Origin of the sequence: Paenibacillus sp. MAEPY2 (assembly GCF_000499205.1) — a bacterium.
Lineage (GTDB): Bacteria > Bacillota > Bacilli > Paenibacillales > Paenibacillaceae > Paenibacillus > Paenibacillus vandeheii.
This window is the reverse complement of record NZ_AWUK01000006.1, coordinates 75306-92436: the sequence shown is the minus strand read 5'-3', so window position 1 is coordinate 92436 and position 17131 is coordinate 75306. Positions and strand designations below refer to the sequence as shown.

Annotated in this window: 16 protein-coding genes; 12 read left to right on the top strand and 4 right to left on the bottom strand. The window is 46.9% G+C overall.

Annotated features, from left to right (window positions below):
- Nucleotides 1–282 precede the first annotated feature (282 nt).
- From P364_RS0104135 to P364_RS0104115, 5 genes are all read left to right on the top strand, one after another.
- Nucleotides 283–1383: a Gfo/Idh/MocA family protein gene (locus tag P364_RS0104135; protein ID WP_024628894.1), complete on the top strand. Its 1101-nt coding sequence runs from the start codon at nt 283–285 to the stop codon at nt 1381–1383.
- Nucleotides 1384–1394: 11 nt separating this feature from the next.
- On the top strand, nt 1395–2285 hold the full coding sequence (locus P364_RS0104130; RefSeq protein WP_024628893.1) for a carbohydrate ABC transporter permease: 891 nt from the start codon (nt 1395–1397) through the stop codon (nt 2283–2285).
- Between the two features lie 11 nt (nt 2286–2296).
- A complete protein-coding gene (locus P364_RS0104125; RefSeq protein ID WP_024628892.1) occupies nt 2297–3130 on the top strand; it encodes a carbohydrate ABC transporter permease in 834 nt (277 codons plus the stop codon).
- A gap of 70 nt (nt 3131–3200) precedes the next feature.
- Nucleotides 3201–4544 (top strand): ABC transporter substrate-binding protein, encoded by a 1344-nt coding sequence (locus P364_RS0104120; protein WP_024628891.1) that lies wholly within the window; start codon nt 3201–3203, stop codon nt 4542–4544.
- A 252-nt stretch (nt 4545–4796) separates the two neighbouring features.
- Nucleotides 4797–5825 (top strand): LacI family DNA-binding transcriptional regulator, encoded by a 1029-nt coding sequence (locus P364_RS0104115; protein WP_024628890.1) that lies wholly within the window; start codon nt 4797–4799, stop codon nt 5823–5825.
- 132 nt (nt 5826–5957) lie between these two features.
- Here P364_RS0104115 and P364_RS0104110 read toward each other — a convergent pair whose 3' ends face one another.
- The 3 genes from P364_RS0104110 to P364_RS0104100 form a co-directional block, all read right to left on the bottom strand.
- Complete coding sequence (locus P364_RS0104110) at nt 5958–6563, bottom strand: DUF4179 domain-containing protein (protein WP_161634246.1); 606 nt, start codon at nt 6561–6563, stop codon at nt 5958–5960.
- Between the two features lie 97 nt (nt 6564–6660).
- Nucleotides 6661–7242: an RNA polymerase sigma factor gene (locus P364_RS0104105; protein WP_024628888.1), complete on the bottom strand. Its 582-nt coding sequence runs from the start codon at nt 7240–7242 to the stop codon at nt 6661–6663.
- A 331-nt stretch (nt 7243–7573) separates the two neighbouring features.
- Entirely contained in the window at nt 7574–8479 is a 906-nt protein-coding gene (locus tag P364_RS0104100) for an AraC family transcriptional regulator (protein ID WP_024628887.1), read from the bottom strand.
- A 182-nt stretch (nt 8480–8661) separates the two neighbouring features.
- Here P364_RS0104100 and P364_RS0104095 point away from each other — a divergent pair, with 182 nt between their 5' ends.
- The 3 genes from P364_RS0104095 (at nt 8662) to P364_RS0104085 (ending at nt 11275) form a co-directional block, all read left to right on the top strand.
- Complete coding sequence (locus P364_RS0104095; protein WP_328285946.1) at nt 8662–9309, top strand: carbohydrate-binding family 9-like protein; 648 nt, start codon at nt 8662–8664, stop codon at nt 9307–9309.
- A 51-nt stretch (nt 9310–9360) separates the two neighbouring features.
- Nucleotides 9361–10203, top strand: a complete 843-nt coding sequence (locus P364_RS0104090; protein ID WP_024628885.1) for a sugar phosphate isomerase/epimerase family protein — start codon at nt 9361–9363, stop codon at nt 10201–10203.
- 61 nt (nt 10204–10264) lie between these two features.
- The gene (locus P364_RS0104085; protein ID WP_024628884.1) at nt 10265–11275 is read left to right on the top strand and encodes a Gfo/Idh/MocA family protein; all 1011 of its coding nucleotides are present in this window, start codon (nt 10265–10267) and stop codon (nt 11273–11275) included.
- A gap of 157 nt (nt 11276–11432) precedes the next feature.
- Here P364_RS0104085 and P364_RS0104080 read toward each other — a convergent pair whose 3' ends face one another.
- Nucleotides 11433–13106 (bottom strand): bifunctional metallophosphatase/5'-nucleotidase, encoded by a 1674-nt coding sequence (locus P364_RS0104080; RefSeq protein ID WP_024628883.1) that lies wholly within the window; start codon nt 13104–13106, stop codon nt 11433–11435.
- A gap of 273 nt (nt 13107–13379) precedes the next feature.
- On the opposite strand from P364_RS0104080, the gene P364_RS0104075 reads away from it, so the two are divergent.
- From P364_RS0104075 to phnE (P364_RS0104060), 4 genes are all read left to right on the top strand, one after another.
- Nucleotides 13380–14330 carry a phosphate/phosphite/phosphonate ABC transporter substrate-binding protein gene (locus tag P364_RS0104075; protein WP_373456210.1) on the top strand — a complete coding sequence of 317 codons (951 nt, stop codon included), beginning with the start codon at nt 13380–13382 and terminating at the stop codon, nt 14328–14330.
- Between the two features lie 168 nt (nt 14331–14498).
- Nucleotides 14499–15299, top strand: a complete 801-nt coding sequence (phnC, locus tag P364_RS0104070) for a phosphonate ABC transporter ATP-binding protein (protein WP_024628881.1) — start codon at nt 14499–14501, stop codon at nt 15297–15299.
- The gene (gene phnE, locus P364_RS0104065) at nt 15296–16159 is read left to right on the top strand and encodes a phosphonate ABC transporter, permease protein PhnE (protein WP_024628880.1); all 864 of its coding nucleotides are present in this window, start codon (nt 15296–15298) and stop codon (nt 16157–16159) included. Before phnC ends, phnE (P364_RS0104065) begins: the two co-directional genes overlap by 4 nt.
- Entirely contained in the window at nt 16156–16962 is an 807-nt protein-coding gene (gene phnE, locus P364_RS0104060; RefSeq protein WP_029880708.1) for a phosphonate ABC transporter, permease protein PhnE, read from the top strand. Before phnE (P364_RS0104065) ends, phnE (P364_RS0104060) begins: the two co-directional genes overlap by 4 nt.
- Nucleotides 16963–17131: the final 169 nt, after the last annotated feature.

Sequence of the window (17131 nt, the reverse complement as noted above, 5' to 3'; positions counted from 1 at the left end):
ATTTGCCGCAAATAAAAATGAATACAAATTAAAGTATATGATAATAGAACAAAATTGTAAACGCTTAATTTGTGATAAATAAAGAGTTATACTGTTTAGTAGTATGTAAAATAAATCGCGAATATGTTGCCGCAAAATAATTAAAAATTTAGCCAAAATCAATTGACAAGCAACTAAAACTATTTTACTATCGTTACATAGTCACTATCCTGTTAGATTACTTAACATCGAATTGGCTTCATGGCATTTGCCGCAAATTTACGAGCAACGGAGAGTGTAAGCATGGGGAAGATAAAAATGGCTTTTATCGGTGTAGGAGACATGGGGTCACATCATTGCATTGGTTTTGATTTGCTTGAAGATAGTGAGGTTCGTTATATCTGTGATATGAATGAGGCCAATGTGGCACGTACGCTGGCTGAACTCAAGAACAGTAACCCCGCCATCGTAAGCGATTATCGTGAACTGCTCACCAAGGAAGATTTGGATGCGGTAGTCATCAGTGTACCGAACTATTTGCATCGTGAAGTAGCGGTAGCTTTTTTGGAGGCTGGCAAGCATGTATTTCTGGAGAAGCCGGTTGCCCATACCATTGAGGATTGCGATGCCATTATAGAAGCTGCTGAAGCGTCGGGGCGAATATTGCAGATTGGTCTGGTCTATCGGTATTCAAATCTGTATCGCCGGATGGAGAAGGAATTGGAGAACGGACGTCTCGGCGATGTGAAATTAATGTGGTGCAAGGAATTCCGTGACCCGTTCCCGCCTGCGGATTGGTTCTATGACAAGACCAAGTCTGGGGGAGCGATTGTAGAAAAGGATTGTCATCACTTCGATATTTTCAACTGGATGATTCAGGCGAAGCCAGTCCGTGTGTTTGCCTCTGGAGGGCAGCATGTCATGAAGCAAGGGGAGCCTAATCAGATTCAAAATTCATACAGTCACTATCCGACGAAAGAAATTTCGGACACCTCCATCGTCGATCACGCCTTTATCACCATTGATTACGATAACGGCAGCAAAGCTAATCTGGGCCTGTGCATGTATTTGAAACCGCGCAATCTGATGGGAGAAGGGCTTGAGATCGGCCTGATCGGAGAGAATGGCGGTCAGATGGTGGCACGGAATGACAAGACGATTGATATCGTTGGCGGGCAGGACTGGACGAAAGACCACCTGGAAATTGATGTGTCGTCGGATTCCATCATGGGTGGACATACCGGAGGACAGACCCAGCGTATTGATTTTCTGAAATGTATACAGGAAGGCAGACAGCCTTTTGCGAGTGCACAGGTTGGTCGTAACGCGCTGCTTATTGCCCTGGCGGCAGAGAAATCCATTTTGGAAGAACGGTACGTCTATTTAGAAGAAATTTCAGGCTGAGGGGTGTCATCATGAACAGGTTGAGAAAATATGACACACTGCTGTTTTTTCTCTTCATTTTGCCTTGGATCATCGGATTTATTACCTTTTTCCTGTTTCCTTTCGGAACCTCGGTCTTCTACGCCTTTACCGATGCAAGGCTTCCGGGAGCAACCAATTTCAACTTTGTCGGCATTGATAATTTTACACACATGATGGACGATCCTATCTTTTTAAAAAGCTTGATGAACACGATGTTTTTCGTTGTATTCGGTGTTCCGATCGTTACGGCGGGCATGCTCGGTCTGGCGATGCTGCTTAATTTTAATGTCAAAGGTATTGCCTTGTTCCGTACCTTCTTCTACTTGCCTACCTTGGTGCCCATTGTGGCAACGGTCATTATCTGGCGGCTGGTATTCAACTCCGAATTTGGCATCCTGAATGCCGGACTTGGTGCGCTCGGTATAGGCAAAGTGGACTGGATTGGTGGCGAACATACGATCAAGCCAGTCATCATCATGCTTCAGGTCTGGATCTCCGGCAGTGGCGTACTCATTTTCCTGGCTGCACTGAAAAATGTACCCAGACATTTGTATGAAGCTGCCGCAATTGACGGTGCAAGCGGGATTCGCCGATTTTTCCAAATTACGCTGCCGATGATCAGTCCTTCTATCCTGTTTGTCATCATTATTCAGACGATGTATAACTTTCAGATGTTTACGGAAGCACTGCTGCTATCCAAGGGTGGTCCGAACTACTCCGCCTATACGTTTGTCTACAACATTTATAAATCGGCCTTTACCGATCTGAAATTCAGCATGGCGATGACGCAATCGATTTTCCTGTTCGCTGTGATCTCGCTAGTCACCCTGATCTTGATGAAAGTATCGAACCGCTTAGTGTATTACGAGGGAGAACGATAGGAGGAGAGTTAATGAACAGCCGAAAAATAGCGGTAAAAGCGTCCCAATATACCATGCTGATCGCAGCATTAATGCTGTTCGCAGGGCCTCTGGTATGGATGCTCTCGACCATGCTGAAAACCAAAGCGGAAACCTACAAGGTCCCTCCAACCATTCTTCCGGACACATTCAGTCTGGAAGCTTTTGAACGATTGTTCGCCGTACAGCCGATGATGTGGCATTGGATTCAGAACTCATTTATCATTTCCTTCTTTGTCGCGGCAGGCGCGGTAGTTTCGAGCTCACTTGTCGCTTACGGTTTTTCCCGCTTTGCAACCAAGTATCGGAATATTCTGTTCCCAGTGGTGCTGGTTACTTTGATGATTCCTCCATCCATTATGATGATTCCCTCGTATGTCCTTTTTTCCAAGCTGAATTGGATTGATACCTGGTTGCCGCTCATTGTGCCAGCCTGGCTCGGAGGCGCCTATTATATCTTCCTGTTCCGACAGTTTTTCATGACCATTCCCCAGGAGCTGGACGAGGCTACCTATCTCGACGGCGGCAATCGCTGGACGGTATATGCACGCGTCATTATGCCGCTGTCCAAACCGATTATTATGACGACCATTATTTTTGCCTTTGTGAATTCCTGGCTCGATTTTCTGGGGCCGTTCTTGTATATCAAAAACCCAGAGATGTTCACGCTGAGTGTGGGCTTGCAGCTGCTGATTGGTCAGACGAGTCAGGATTTGCCGGCACTTGCTGCTGGGGCATTCATCAGTATTGTGCCTATTGGTCTGCTGTATCTGTTTGCACAACGTTATATCGTCGAGGGGGTGGTGCTTACGGGCACCAAAGGGTAGAGTGGCTGCCTGCTTTCCGGTTTTCAGGTGAACAGGACTTATTGATATGACTTAAAGGGGAGCTGTGTATATGAGAGCGAAGAGTAAACGGCTATTCAATGTATGGGCACTTGTGCTTGCAACGATGGTGGTGATCAGTGGATGTGGAAACGGGGGATCTTCCGAAAACGCCGACTCCACGGATTCCGGCAGCAGCCAGAACGAGCCTGTAACGATTACGTACTCCCAATGGGGAACTGCTGAAGAGCTTCATCGTACACAGGAACTGCTGGATCAGTTCATGAAGGCGAATACCGATATTAAGGTCAAGCTGGAAGGCAAGGATTGGGGCAGCTACTGGGATGGACTGACAGCCAATGCAGCTGGGGGCACACTTCCGGATGTGTTCAAAACGAGTTATGCATACGTAGAGAAATACGCTGAGCTGGGCATTTTTAAGGAATTGGACGGCTTGCTGGCGGAAAATCAGTTTGATCTGAACAATGTGGACAAAAGTCTGCTGGGTCTTCACCAATATCAGGGTAAACAAGTATCCTTGCCGATCGATGCCAACGTTATCGTATGGTATTACAACAAAGCGATCTTTGAGAACGAAGCAACCAATCCTCATAAGGCCCCGGTTCCATCGCTTGAACCGACATGGGATGAAATTACCGATATTGCAACCAAGCTGACGCTGGATAAGAACGGGAAAAGCGCAGACGAAGCGGGTTTTGATGCCGGTAACATTGTGCAGTGGGGCTTGTCCATTTCACCGGGATCAACGATGGATTGGTTCCTGGAGCCAGAGCTGTGGTCCAACGGAGCGAAGCTGGTGAATGACGATGGTTCCCTTGCGCTTGAGACACCTGAAGCGATGGAAGTGCTGAACTATTTTATCGATATGACCAAAAACAAAAAGATTAACACCACACCTGCACAGATTGAAGGTTTAGGTGGACAGGTGAATCTTGCGATCACTACATCCAAAGTAGCGATGAATCCGGGTGGCAGCTGGAATACAACCAACTACCAGGAGGCTGGCGTGGATTACGGTATCTCCTATTTGCCGAAATTCAAAACCAACCAGACTGTCGTTCAGCCAGCAGGTCTTGCAATCAGCTCCAACACCAAGCATGAAGAGGCGGCCTACAAGCTGCTCGCTTGGCTTGCGGGTCCGGAAGGACAGACTGAACTGGCAAAGCAGGGATATTCCATTCCTGCTAACAAGGCCGCAGCGGATGCCTATATTGCTACTGTAGGCGAAGATAATAAAATCTTCCTGGATGCGCAGCAGTATGGTATTGTCTCTCCCTTTACAACCAAGAAAACCGATCTGGTCTGGACATATGGTGAGCAATCACTCAAACTTCCACTTGCCGGGGATGGTGACCTGAACGCAGCGCTGAAGGATTTGGCCTCCAAGATGCAATAAGTAGTTAAAGAGGCGGCAGAGTATCATACGTTTTCTTTAAAGGATTATAAATTGGCGGCAGTATAGGGGAGAGCAAGCTCCCTGACTGTCGCTATTCTTTTATAAAAGACTGCGTCTGTACACCATTTCATTGACTTCTGCCCAGTAGAAATATAGAATTATATTTGCCGCAAATTTGTGTTAGCTGAGATAAAATTGCCCCAATATGAATGGGGTTAAAATATATAGGTAAAGGAAAGGTGGGGACTTCACATGGCAAAATTGAAGGATATTGCAGACCGCGTTGGTGTATCGATCTCTACCGTTTCACGTGTGATGAAGAACGATGTCAATCGATCGGTCAGCGATGAAACCCGCAAAAAGATCTGGGATACGGCCGAGGAGTTGGGTTATCGCTCACAGCGTCCGGCCAAGAAAAAGAAGATTGAACCTAAAACGGCTTATGCCATTGGTTGTGTGGTCGCCATTCCGCAGAACAAATACAACAGTCCTTATTTTTCAGTCATTATGGAAGGCATTGAGAAGCAGCTTGCCGAAGCGGGCATGCGGCTGGAATTTGTATATAGCATTGAGAATGACGGGGATATCGTGCAGCTGCAGTCTCTGGTGAAGGAACACCGGATTGACGGTATGATTGTCGTGGAACGAATTGATCCGGAAGCCTATCGCTGGCTCAAGGCCAATGTGCGGACTGTTGTGGGTGTAGATATTACGGACCCGGACATTCCGGTTGTCGGTTATGATCGGGAAGAGGCGGCCAGAGAGGCGACGAATCATCTGATTGCTCAAGGCCATCGGATCATTGCCTATATTGGCGGGGCAGAATTCAAGAATGATTTTTTGGAGGAAAAACGTTTTCTTGGTTATCGGCGTGCAATGACTGACGCAGGGTTGACTATTGATAATGACTGGGTAATTGATGTGAAATGGGATGTTTCGCTAAGCTACGAATTCACCAAGCAGGCATTTACCAACAATGCGAACAGACCTACAGCCATATTTGCAGCCAGTGACATGATGGCGATTGCGGCCATGCGGGCTGCAACCGAACAGGGACTCCGCATCCCGGAGGACATCGCCTTTTTTGGTGTGGATAACATTGAAATATCCGAATTCACCTCTCCGCCGTTATCCACAATCCATGTGCCTAAGCTGGAGATGGGCATGTTCGCGGTTAAACTGCTGCTCGATTATTTGGATCATCCATATGAAGTGGCTGTCAAAATGATCGTTCCGTACCGCTGCATATTCCGCCAGTCTTCCAATGGCAAGCGGGAATAGCTTTTGGCAATTCGATTGATGCTGAAATCAGTAGAATTTTTTATGTTGCATTTGCTAGGTTTAAGTATAAATCAATTCGTGCAGTAAAAACCCCCTCTGCTGTTTGTTCAGCGGAAGGGGCTGTGTACTAAGTTATTGTGCTACTGCCTTGCTCACAGGCACTTGGAATTCATAAGTATCATCGATCCCTGCCAGTTTAACCTGGAGAGTTAATTCAAATTGATCCGGGAGCGGCAGCGCGTCGTTATCGGTTGATAGTTCCAGCAACGCTGCATTCTTTTGTACAGTATGATCGGATTTGATCAATGGCATTATGCTACTTGGTAGGACTTGTTCGCCGTTAACCAGGACAATAAGCTCTTCGGTCACGAGCAGGCCTTTTTCCCTATTTTCCGAGGGGCCAATTAACCGATCCTCTGTCGTGGTTACTCCTTCGCGTTCAAGGGCAATCGACAGGCTGCTTCCATCGTGGTAAACCTCTGAAACTCTCAACGTTACGCCTTCATGGACGTCGCTTATGTCAAGCTTGGTAATAAGGCCATTCTCTGCAGCAGACTTCAGTCCGTTATCCACGTTATTATGGAATAGACTACCGATCATAGGGATTTGGCCCAGCGCATCTGCCATTACCGGTGAGATAAAGCCGGTACTGATGATCCCTAGTCCAAGTGCTGCTGCAGTAGTGCCGGCGATCAATGTTTTCTTAAGCATATTTCCTCGTTTGGTAGTCTTATTCATGGAATTCTCTCCTATTCGATTCATAATTTGTGTACTAAGACTAAACTGTGGCGTCTCGGTTTCTCGGATTATGCCTTCAATATGCTCCATTTGCTTGTCATTCGTTTGATTGCGCAAATAATCCACCTACCCTTCGTTGTTTGGTGGCTTGTTCCATGAGCTTCTGGCGCAAGCGTTGATATTTTTTTCGCACGGTTGCTGGTTTACCGTCCATGATTTGGGCAATCTCTTCAAAATTGTATTGCTCCACTGCTTTCAGCAGCAGAATGTGTCTTTCCTCAGGAGTGAGATAGGTCAGCAGCTCAGTTATAGCCGATTTCTGCTCTGGAATGTGCTCCTGGGTTTCCTCCTGTTGCTTGAAGCGTGCCATAATTCTTAACCTTCGATGCTGTTTCTTTAGTAGGTTGAGGCTGTGATGATAGGCAAGCTTGTACAACCATGCTGAGAAGGAAACAGTAGGCTGGTACCGGTGAATATCCTGATAAGCTTTGATAAAAATCTCTTGAACGGCATCTTGAGCTTCTTCCCTATTTTTGAGCAGATGATAGCAATAGATGTACATGGGCTTTTCAAATCTGTGAATGATAGAGGTATAAGCTTCATGATTTCCTGCCTTCACCAATGCAACAGCAATCTCTATTTCCTCTGTAGCTGCGGTACTAGGTCTCGCTTCTTCCAAGCGATCACCTCCTTTGCTTTTCGTCTATATAACAATCTCAAGTAGTCGTTTTGTGACATTTTTTTTTGGTGTAGTCCAAAACCCATATAGTCTTGAGTTCATTCGGCTCCCTCTCGGTAGAGAGGTCGATAGTGATTCATTGTTTAACCTCGTCAAGCAGTAGTTCTGGTATGATTGCCAGCAATAGTGCAAGCCCATTAAACACATGGGAATTACGCTAATGATTGCTTACGAGGAGTGGATATGGTTTTTGAATATTTCATCATTCAACTAATGGGAAACATTAGTTCAAAAAGTATGAGCAGCCTGCCGGTTGGCAGGCTGCTCTTTTTTATAGCATTCTGGACAATTTCCGGTATTCCCGTGGTGAAATGCCCTCATATTTGCGGAACATGCGGCTGAAATAATGAATATCCGGGTAACCGCTTTGTATACCCACAGCCTCAATGGAATGATCTGTTTCCCGCAGCAGTTTGCGTGCCTCGCTCAGGCGGATGGATTGAATATATTCGTTGGGCGGCATGCCCGCCATCTGTTTGAACAATTTGGCCATGTGATCCACACTCAGATTTAATTGTTTGGCGATGCTCGAATTGGTCCACGGGTCGGATGGGGCGACCTCTATGCGTTTCATGAGTTCCAGCAGCTTCTCTCCGTGCACCGAATCATGACGGGATGAACTTCGCCAGGATGAACGAAGCAGGTGGGTCAATAGTTGTAGCATCAGAGCTTTGCATACCAGTTCATATCCCGGTGGGCGCATCGTAAATTCATGAACCAATTGCTCCATAAGCTGTACGGCAGCTGGAGAAGGGGTATACACCGGGTTGTTAGATAGCGGCGTCATGCCTTCTGTGCAAGCTTCCACTCCGAATTTATGATGCTGAACCGTCTCCTCGTTCACAACCATGTCTGCCTCGGTCTGAATGGTCAATTCGTTGAAAAAATCAAAATGAATGCCAATAAAACGTGCTTCCGGGCTGGAGACCACTTCATTCTGGTGATAGACCCCGGCAGGTAGCATGATGAGCTGACCTGCCTTCAAAATATGTTGTTTATCGTTCATATAAGTTGCGGCTTCACCTTGAGAGACGTACAGAAGTTCAAAATCATATAGACGCCGCTTGGCCAGCTTCCCGGGAGGAAGGCTCTGAAACTGAGCGTAATGCACGTTGGGAGACCATTCCTTGTAATGGGCGGTTCGTTGCAGAGGATATATCACTTGTTGGAGAGACATGAAATCCCATCCCTTTCTCTATGAGATTGGACAAAAATATATCTAGTTAAAACTGAACGGAATTGTGCAAATAATCTCTTTATCTCCTAAATAAATGATCCCGTAAATTATTTATAATATGTGTATTATCACATGTTCTTACGAGAGAGACAACATCACGGATTAAGCTAAAAAAGGAGAGGATGACGATGCGCTCTCTCCCTACGGAACGGAGCATGAGTTATTGCTGCGAACCACTTAGGTCCGTTGCACAGAGTGGATTCCCCTCGGCTGAGGATTGGGAGCGATGTGTTCCATTGAAACTGGTCGACACCGTAACAGGCAGACCACCGCATCAATCCACGGAAGTCCGTTTTGGATGGAGCCCGGAATATTTGCATATTCGCTTTGTATGCCAGGATGATCACGTCGTATCTGATTTTACGGAAAGGGATCAGCCGCTGTACGAACAGGATGTAGTTGAACTGTTCATTGATGAACAGGGCGATGGCAGCAACTACATCGAACTGGAGGTCAGTCCGCACAACGTGGTGTTTGATGCACTCATCCACAATAACGGCGATGGTTCCGAATTGAAAGCCGATGTAACCTGGCAGCTGGAAGGTTTGCAAACGGCTGTAGAAGTGGACCGCCAGGGCAATCGGGTGTATTTGATTCATATTCCCGCCAGTAACTTCAAGTCTCCCCTAACCAAAGGGGTATGCTGGAGGGTCAACGCTTACCGAATTGACGAGAATGTGCAAGGAGAAAGGGAATATCAGGCATGGCAGCCTACGGGCGCTGTAAACTTTCATTTGCCTGCCCGATTTGGTTATTTTCGATTGGGATAGTCATGCACTGCTGAAGAACAGGTTTGTATATTTTTGAAGGAGGGTATTCGGATGAAAAAAGGGATTAATATATGGTCGTTTCCAGGAGATGCCTCTATTGCGGATTGTATTCAGACGGCGAAGCAAGCTGGCTTTGAGGGAATTGAACTTTCGCTTAATGGAGAAGGAGAACTGAGTCTGTCTGCCACGGATCAGGAGGTTCGTGATATTCAAGGGCGCCTCGAAGAAGCCGGACTTGAGATCGCGGGACTTGCCACCGGATTGTACTGGGATTACCCGATGACGAGCGCTCGTCCAGAGATCCGTACGAAAGCATTGGATGTATGTAAAAAACAGCTGGAGCTTGCCTCGGCCTTTGGAGTGGATACCATTCTGGTCATTCCGGGTGCGGTTGGTGTTGATTTTATTCCAGACAGCGAAGTAACCGATTATGAAGTTGCCTACGAACGGGCCCAAGAAGCTATAGCGCATTTGCTGCCATATGCGGAACGTGCCGGCGTATCGATTGGCATTGAGAACGTATGGAACAAATTTCTGGTGTCGCCGCTAGAGCTACGTACCTTTATTGATTCTTTTAACTCCAATTATATAGGTTCGTATTTTGATGTGGGCAATGTGGTACAGAACGGATACCCGGAGCAGTGGGTTCGCATTCTCGGTCATCGGATCAAAAAGGTGCACTTCAAGGATTATCGTCGTCAAGCGGGTGGACTTCACGGATTTGTGGACCTGCTGGCTGGAGATGTGAATTACCCGGCGGTGATGGAGGCATTGCAGGCTATTGGATACGACAACTACGTGACGGGCGAGATGATTCCGGCGTACACTCATCATTCGAAGCAGATCATATTCAACACATCCAAAGCGATGGATGCCATTCTTGGACGTTCTTAGGAATAGAAGATACAGCTAACACTGTTTATGCAAATACAACTTTTATTTGGGAGGTAGAAACATGTTAAAAGTGGGATTGATCGGTTTTGGATTTATGGGACGTATGCATTTTGATAACTATGTGCGCCTCGCTTCCGAAGGGGAGCCCGTGGAATTGGTAGCCATCTGCGATCTGAGAATTGAGGAACTGAAGAACGGTAAAGCAGCCGGCAATATGGCGACAGAGCAAGAGGTATATGATCTCACACCTTATCGTCTGTACGACAACATCGACGCAATGCTGGAGCAAGAGGAACTGGATATCATTGATATTACGCTGCCGACCCCATTACATGCTGAACTAACGTGTTCCTTGCTGGAGAAAGGCATGCATGTGCTGTGCGAGAAGCCGATTGCACGTCATTCGGCGGAAGGCTGGAAGATGGCAGAGACCGCTAAAGCGACCGGAAAAACACTGATGATTGGTCAATGTTTACGCTTCTGGCCAGCCTATAGCTACCTGAAATCTGTTGTAGAAGATGGTCGGTATGGAGCAGTAAACGCAGGTTATTTCTTCCGGGGTTCAGGTTTGCCTCAAGAGTGGTTCCTGGATGGGGAGAAAAGTGGTGGCTGCATATTAGATATGCACATCCATGATGCGGATATTATTCACTGGCTGTTTGGTAAACCGGATCACGTATCTACGCTGGCTCGCAACGTCATTCCGGGAAGTGGCTATGATACGGTGTCCACCAATTATATATATCCTGATGGAAAAGTGCTGAATGCCCAAGCTGATTGGACACTGCAAGGAGATTACGGTTTCTCGATGACGTATCGTGTTAATTTGGAGCAGGGGAATCTGGTCTTTGAGAATGGTGAGCTGAAAGTAAATCCGAATAATGCTCCCGGCTTCGTTGCCGAGCTGTCACCCGACTCGGGATATTATCACCAGCTTAAATATTTTATCCAGTCTGTTCAAGCAGGTACGCCTGTATCTGTATGTACACCGGAGAGCGCAACGGGCACACTTGAGTTAATTGAAGCCGAGATGCGTTCGGCGGATGAGCGCGGGGCATTGGTTTCATTGTAGTAGAAAGAGCAGAACCTGTGATACGGGTTCTGCTCTTTTCATTTCTATTGATTAACTATAATCATACATAATGTGGGAGGGGAATGATGAAGAAAATTAATTTTACTATTCTAAGGAAATCATATTTACCCTTTCAATGAGAGAAATTACCTCAGCACTATCCAACAACCCGCCAGTTATTCGCCTGCTCCACGGTCAGTGGTTGATGCCTGCGAATATAATCCTCCACCAGTGCCGCCATATCCGTGGCGCCTTCGTGAAGTACCTTTTTGCCAGGATACATTGCATAATCACCGCCACCTGCTGCGCGATAACTGTTCATCACTACAGAATACGTCGCGTCCATTGCTACAGGTATGCCCTCACGTTCCAGCTTCACCACACGACTTCCCGCAGGTTTGGAGATATCCAGCTCATATTCGATGCCTGCCCACATGTCGTAATTATAATGCTGTGGTTTCGGCTGCATGTACGCGGGATTGACGATAACTTCGCCCGAAGCCTCCACTTCAAAGTAACGCGCCGTTTGCTCCAACGCATCCCGAATGTCCTGACCACGAAGCTCCAGCACCGTTAGTGTGTTGGGATAGATAAAATTGGACAACACATCCCGAACGGTGATGAGGGAGCCGAAACCACGGGCTTCTTCGCTGAGTAATGCGGTATTGGAGATTTGGGCCCCCGTCGCTTCCATCTGCACCTGATGTACAAAAGCAATGAAGGGATGTGCCGCGAGCCGCAGTGCAGCAGGATCTGCGATGGACAAGTCTCCCGCTACCTCGCCAATCGGCTGGTCCAGCCATGCCTGTGCTTTTGCTTCCAGCTCGTCTGTCAGTTTCATAACAGCCGCATCAGGCTGAACGTCACTTTTTTCATCCAAAAGCAACAAGCGAGCCTGTTTGCCTGCAATCCACCACTTACCATTCGCTAATTGCTCCAACTGGACGGATACATGACCCACACCGTTCCCACTAAATCCAGGCTGGATTACAGTCACTCCATGAATGTCTGCGGTAAGCTGACGGTGTTGATGTCCGGTGAGCAGAACGTCAATTCCTTCAATGTCACGGCAGATGGCGTACGCTTGATTTTCCCCGGTTAACCGCTCGGTAGGTTCGCCTGTCTCCAGATCACTCTCAAAACCACCATGATAACTGACCACGAGCAAATCCGGTTGTTCATGTTCACGAATATAGCCAACCCATGCGCGAATGGTCTCCAAAGCATCAAGGAAATGTAATCCTTCTATATTCTTGGGATGCTCCCAGTTCGGGATATAGTGGGTCGTTGCACCCAGCAAAGCGATTTTGACGCCTGAAGACAAGGTTTTGATCAGATAAGGAGGACCGAAGGCGGGTATGCCTGCACCTGAGGGTGCAACGGGCCGTGTTTCTTCGTCATGCTTCCCTTCATTTAAATGGTTCATGATGGTGTCGTCCTGATGTTCCATAACAATATTGGCGGACAGCCAAGGGAAATGGGAGTCTTCAACTGCTTTACGCAGCAACTGCTGACCGTAATTGAATTCATGATTGCCCATCACGGCAGCTTCATAACCCAGTTCATTCAGAACATTAATGAAGGGATGCACTTCGTGATCTGAAACAAAGGACGCAGCATACGAGGCCAAAGGAGAACCCTGCAACAGATCGCCGTTATCCACGAGCAGCAGTTCGGGTGAACGCTCCCGTTCACGCCGGATCAGCGAAGCGAGCAAAGCAAGTCCGGCTGGACGATAGGCATTGGTATTGTAATGTATGGGACGAATGGCCCCATGCAGGTCACTGGTTACCATGATGTCGAAGCTTGACGTAGTTGTTATGGATGTCATTTTACAATCTCCTCTAAATATATAAGTTTAAACATATCAAATCACAGCCGGAGTACAAAGGAATTCACTGATTCTACTAGTATCATCAACTGTAATGAGGCTATTCTAACAGATCAAAGCCGCTCTGACAGCCTGACAGGAAACTTTACAAAACTCCAAATTTCGTTTCACATCGCGCAAATATTCGAAGACTATAATAGACAAGTAATGAAAAATAGAAATCCTTTGGAGGGTGTTCGCTTGAAGAAGTCTGCTTTATTTTTACCATTGTTGATTTTGGTTCTGTTTCTAAGTGCATGTGGGTCTAACAGTAGTACAACAGGTTCGGCTAACGGGGCTGATACGAGCTCGAATTCATCCAGTACCGACACGGCAGAGACAGATAAAGCCGCTGAAGGTTACGTGCCGACTGAGCTGACTGTACAATTCGTTCCATCACAAAATGCAGATACACTCGAAGCCAAAGCAAAACCGCTCGAGAAACTGCTGGGTGACAAATTGGGTATCCCGGTGAAGGTCAGCGTATCCACAGACTACAACACAATTATTGAAGCAATGGCTTCCAATAAAGTGGACGTAGGTTTCCTGCCTCCGACGGCTTATGTACTTGCCAAAGAAAAAGGCGCAGCTGAAGTTATCCTTCAGGCACAACGTTTTGGTGTAAATGATGAGACTGGCGCTCCTACCGAGCAACTGGCAGATTCGTATAAATCCATGATTATTGTGAAGAAAGATTCACCGATTCAATCCGTTGAAGACCTGAAAGGCAAAAAAATCGCCTACCAAAACGTAACTTCTTCTGCTGGTTATGTATGGCCGGCAGCATTGTTGCTCGACAGAGGTCTTGATCCTTTGAAAGATGTACAGCCAATCACGGTTAAAGGCCATGACCAAGGCGTATTGGCAGTATTGAATGGTGATGTTGATGCCGCAGCGATTTTCCAAGATGCTCGTAACACTGTAGCGAAAGACTACCCGACTGTATTTGAAGATACTCGTGTACTTGCGTTCACTGAGCCGATTCCTAACGATACAATCGCAGTACGTACAGACATGAATGCAGATTGGACAGCAAAAATTAAACAAGCATTTATCGACATCGGTAAAGATCCACAAGGTCACGAAATCATCAAAGAAATCTACACACACGAAGGTTATGTAGAATCAGATGACAGCAAGTTTGATATCGTTCGTCAATACAACGAGAAAGTAAAAACCGAGTAGTTTTCTGTTAAAAGAAAGATAGTTAATGATTGCATTGCTTATCTTTTCATTGGATAACTTCATCGTATTTGCGGACAGGCCAGTTCAGCGTGACATACGCTGCGCTGGCTTGTCCCATTACAGCGTGAACCTGCGAAATACCATATTAATGAAAGAAGGACTACTGCCATGATTGAGCTTCACAATGTAACGAAAACATACGCTAACGGCACTAAGGGCCTGAATAATATTAACCTGAAATTTAAACAGGGAGAGTTTATTGCCGTAGTAGGTTTGTCTGGTGCGGGGAAATCGACGCTTCTGCGTTCCATTAACCGACTTCATGATATCAGTGAAGGGGAGATTTTGATTAATGGCAAGTCGATTACGAAAGCCCATGGCAAGTCACTTCGCATGATTCGCCGGGATATCGGTATGATCTTCCAGAGCTTCAATCTCGTGAAGCGTTCGAGTGTGCTTCGCAACGTGCTTGCTGGACGTGTGGGATATCATTCCACCATGCGTACCATTTTGGGCCGTTTTCCAAAAGAGGATACCGAACTTGCATTTGGAGCACTGGAGCGAGTGAATATCGCGGAAAAAGCCTATTCCCGCGCGGATCAATTGTCCGGTGGTCAACAGCAACGTGTAGCGATAGCTCGCGTACTTGCACAGGAAGCAAAAATCATTCTGGCAGACGAGCCTGTCGCTTCACTCGATCCGCTGACAACGAAACAGGTTATGGATGATCTGAAACGCATCAACCAGGATCTCGGCATTACAACCATCGTTAACCTTCACTTTATTGACTTGGCCAGAGAGTATGCTACCCGTATTGTGGGATTGCGTGCAGGCGAAGTGGTGTTTGATGGTCCGGTATCTGAGGCAACGGATGAGCGTTTTGCAGAAATTTATGGCAGACCTATTCTGGCAGATGAGCTGCTGGATAAACAGGCTGTACAGGAACAGCGGGGAGAAGTTCTGGTATGAAGCAACCCGTAAACGTATCGATAGATGGATCATTACAGAACGAATCAGGGAAGGGCAAGCGTCCTGGCGCAGGCTCAGGTTCGACTATCCACCGTCCCAAACCACCGGGGCGCACCAAACATTTGCTCACCTTGGTCATCATCTTGTTGTTGCTGTGGGCAAGTGCCAAACAGACCGATGCCAGCTTCAGCGAACTGATTGAAGGTTTCCCGAACATGCTGGACCTGCTGAAGGAGATGTTTCCTCCGCGGTGGACATACTTTGATAATATCGTTCAGGGCATGCTGGAGACCATTCGAATGGCACTGATCGGAACAACAATCGGTGCGATCATCGCGATTCCGGTATCCATCATCTGTGCAGGTAATTTGATGCCCAGCCGCTGGATCTACTATCCGGCCCGTTTTGTATTGAACCTTATTCGTACTGTGCCTGACCTTTTGCTGGCTGCGCTGTTTGTTGCCGTGTTTGGACTGGGACCGATTCCTGGTATCTTAGCACTTGCTGTCTTCTCGGTGGGACTGATTGCCAAGCTGACTTACGAAACGCTGGAAACGATTGATCAGGGACCGCTTGAAGCGATGACCGCTGTCGGCATGAACCGGATTCAACTGATTATTTATGGTGTGGTGCCACAACTGGCTGCCCAGTTTACTTCTTATGTGCTGTATGCCTTTGAGATTAATGTGCGTGCCGCTGCGATTCTCGGATTAGTCGGTGCAGGGGGTATCGGACTGTATTATGAAGCAACTCTTGGATTCCTGGAATATGACAAAACGAGTGTAATCATTCTGTTTACCCTTGTCATTGTTCTGATCATTGATTATGTAAGTACTAAGCTGCGGGAGAAATTGTTATGATGAAAAATGAAACGAGCGTAATCCGGCGCAAACCACGGAAGAACCCGCTTCGCTGGGTCATTGTAATCTTGCTTATACTTGTGTACGCTTGGGCACTTGCTGGTATACCGTTTACCGGTTTCAAGGAAACCGCAGGTCAGATCATGAAGGCGATTGTCGCCGGGATTTTCTCCCCGGATTGGGACTTTGTCTATCTGCCTGAGGGAGAGGATTTGCTGCGAGGATTGCTGGATACACTGGCGATCTCGGTGCTGGGTACCGTCATTTCCGCCGTACTGTGTATTCCTTTTGCTTTCTGGTCTGCTCGGAATATGAGCAGCTACCGTCCTGTATCGGGTACGGGCAAAATGGTTCTGAGCTTCATTCGGACCTTTCCTGAGATCATCATGGCTTTGCTGTTCATCAAAGCGGTAGGACCAGGTTCTTTTGCGGGTGTACTTGCACTTGGACTGCATTCCATCGGGATGCTTGGTAAGCTATTCGCTGACGAAGTGGAAAATATTGATTATGGTCCTTCTGAAGCGTTACTCGCTTCCGGGGCGACTCGTATGCAGCAGCTGTGGTTTGCTGTACTGCCACAGGTTTTGCCTGGATTCCTTAACTACACATTGTATCGGTTCGAGATTAATGTACGCTCTGCAACCATTCTGGGGGTAATTGGGGCAGGGGGGATTGGTACACCACTGATCTTCGCACTCAGCACACGGAACTGGCCGCGAGTAGGGATTATCCTGCTGGGTATTATCGTGATGATTACGATCATTGATCTGATCTCGGGATATATTCGCAAGAAGCTGGTATAAAGAAGAAAAGAGTAAAGTTTGCTTGCTAATAAAAACGAATATTATAAAAGACTTGATGGAAAAGTTTCAATCCATTGTTGATCTATCGGAAGAGCAGCCCATGCAATAGCAGGTGCTGCTTTTTGTATTTATTTCATAATCTTATATGTAAATATATGAGCGTAAATGA

Bases quoted from the DNA above. Each gene is read 5' to 3' on its own strand.
- P364_RS0104095 (WP_328285946.1), top strand. From the start codon at position 8,662: ATGACGATGCGCTCTCTCCCTACGGAACGGAGCATGAGTTATTGCTGC.
- P364_RS0104080 (WP_024628883.1), bottom strand. From the start codon at position 13,106: ATGACATCCATAACAACTACGTCAAGCTTCGACATCATGGTAACCAGT.
- P364_RS0104125 (WP_024628892.1), top strand. From the start codon at position 2,297: ATGAACAGCCGAAAAATAGCGGTAAAAGCGTCCCAATATACCATGCTG.
- P364_RS0104115 (WP_024628890.1), top strand. From the start codon at position 4,797: ATGGCAAAATTGAAGGATATTGCAGACCGCGTTGGTGTATCGATCTCT.
- P364_RS0104090 (WP_024628885.1), top strand. From the start codon at position 9,361: ATGAAAAAAGGGATTAATATATGGTCGTTTCCAGGAGATGCCTCTATT.
- P364_RS0104085 (WP_024628884.1), top strand. From the start codon at position 10,265: ATGTTAAAAGTGGGATTGATCGGTTTTGGATTTATGGGACGTATGCAT.
- P364_RS0104120 (WP_024628891.1), top strand. From the start codon at position 3,201: ATGAGAGCGAAGAGTAAACGGCTATTCAATGTATGGGCACTTGTGCTT.
- phnE (WP_029880708.1), top strand. From the start codon at position 16,156: ATGATGAAAAATGAAACGAGCGTAATCCGGCGCAAACCACGGAAGAAC.
- phnE (WP_024628880.1), top strand. From the start codon at position 15,296: ATGAAGCAACCCGTAAACGTATCGATAGATGGATCATTACAGAACGAA.
- P364_RS0104100 (WP_024628887.1), bottom strand. From the start codon at position 8,479: ATGTCTCTCCAACAAGTGATATATCCTCTGCAACGAACCGCCCATTAC.
- P364_RS0104130 (WP_024628893.1), top strand. From the start codon at position 1,395: ATGAACAGGTTGAGAAAATATGACACACTGCTGTTTTTTCTCTTCATT.
- P364_RS0104110 (WP_161634246.1), bottom strand. From the start codon at position 6,563: ATGAATAAGACTACCAAACGAGGAAATATGCTTAAGAAAACATTGATC.
- P364_RS0104135 (WP_024628894.1), top strand. From the start codon at position 283: ATGGGGAAGATAAAAATGGCTTTTATCGGTGTAGGAGACATGGGGTCA.
- phnC (WP_024628881.1), top strand. From the start codon at position 14,499: ATGATTGAGCTTCACAATGTAACGAAAACATACGCTAACGGCACTAAG.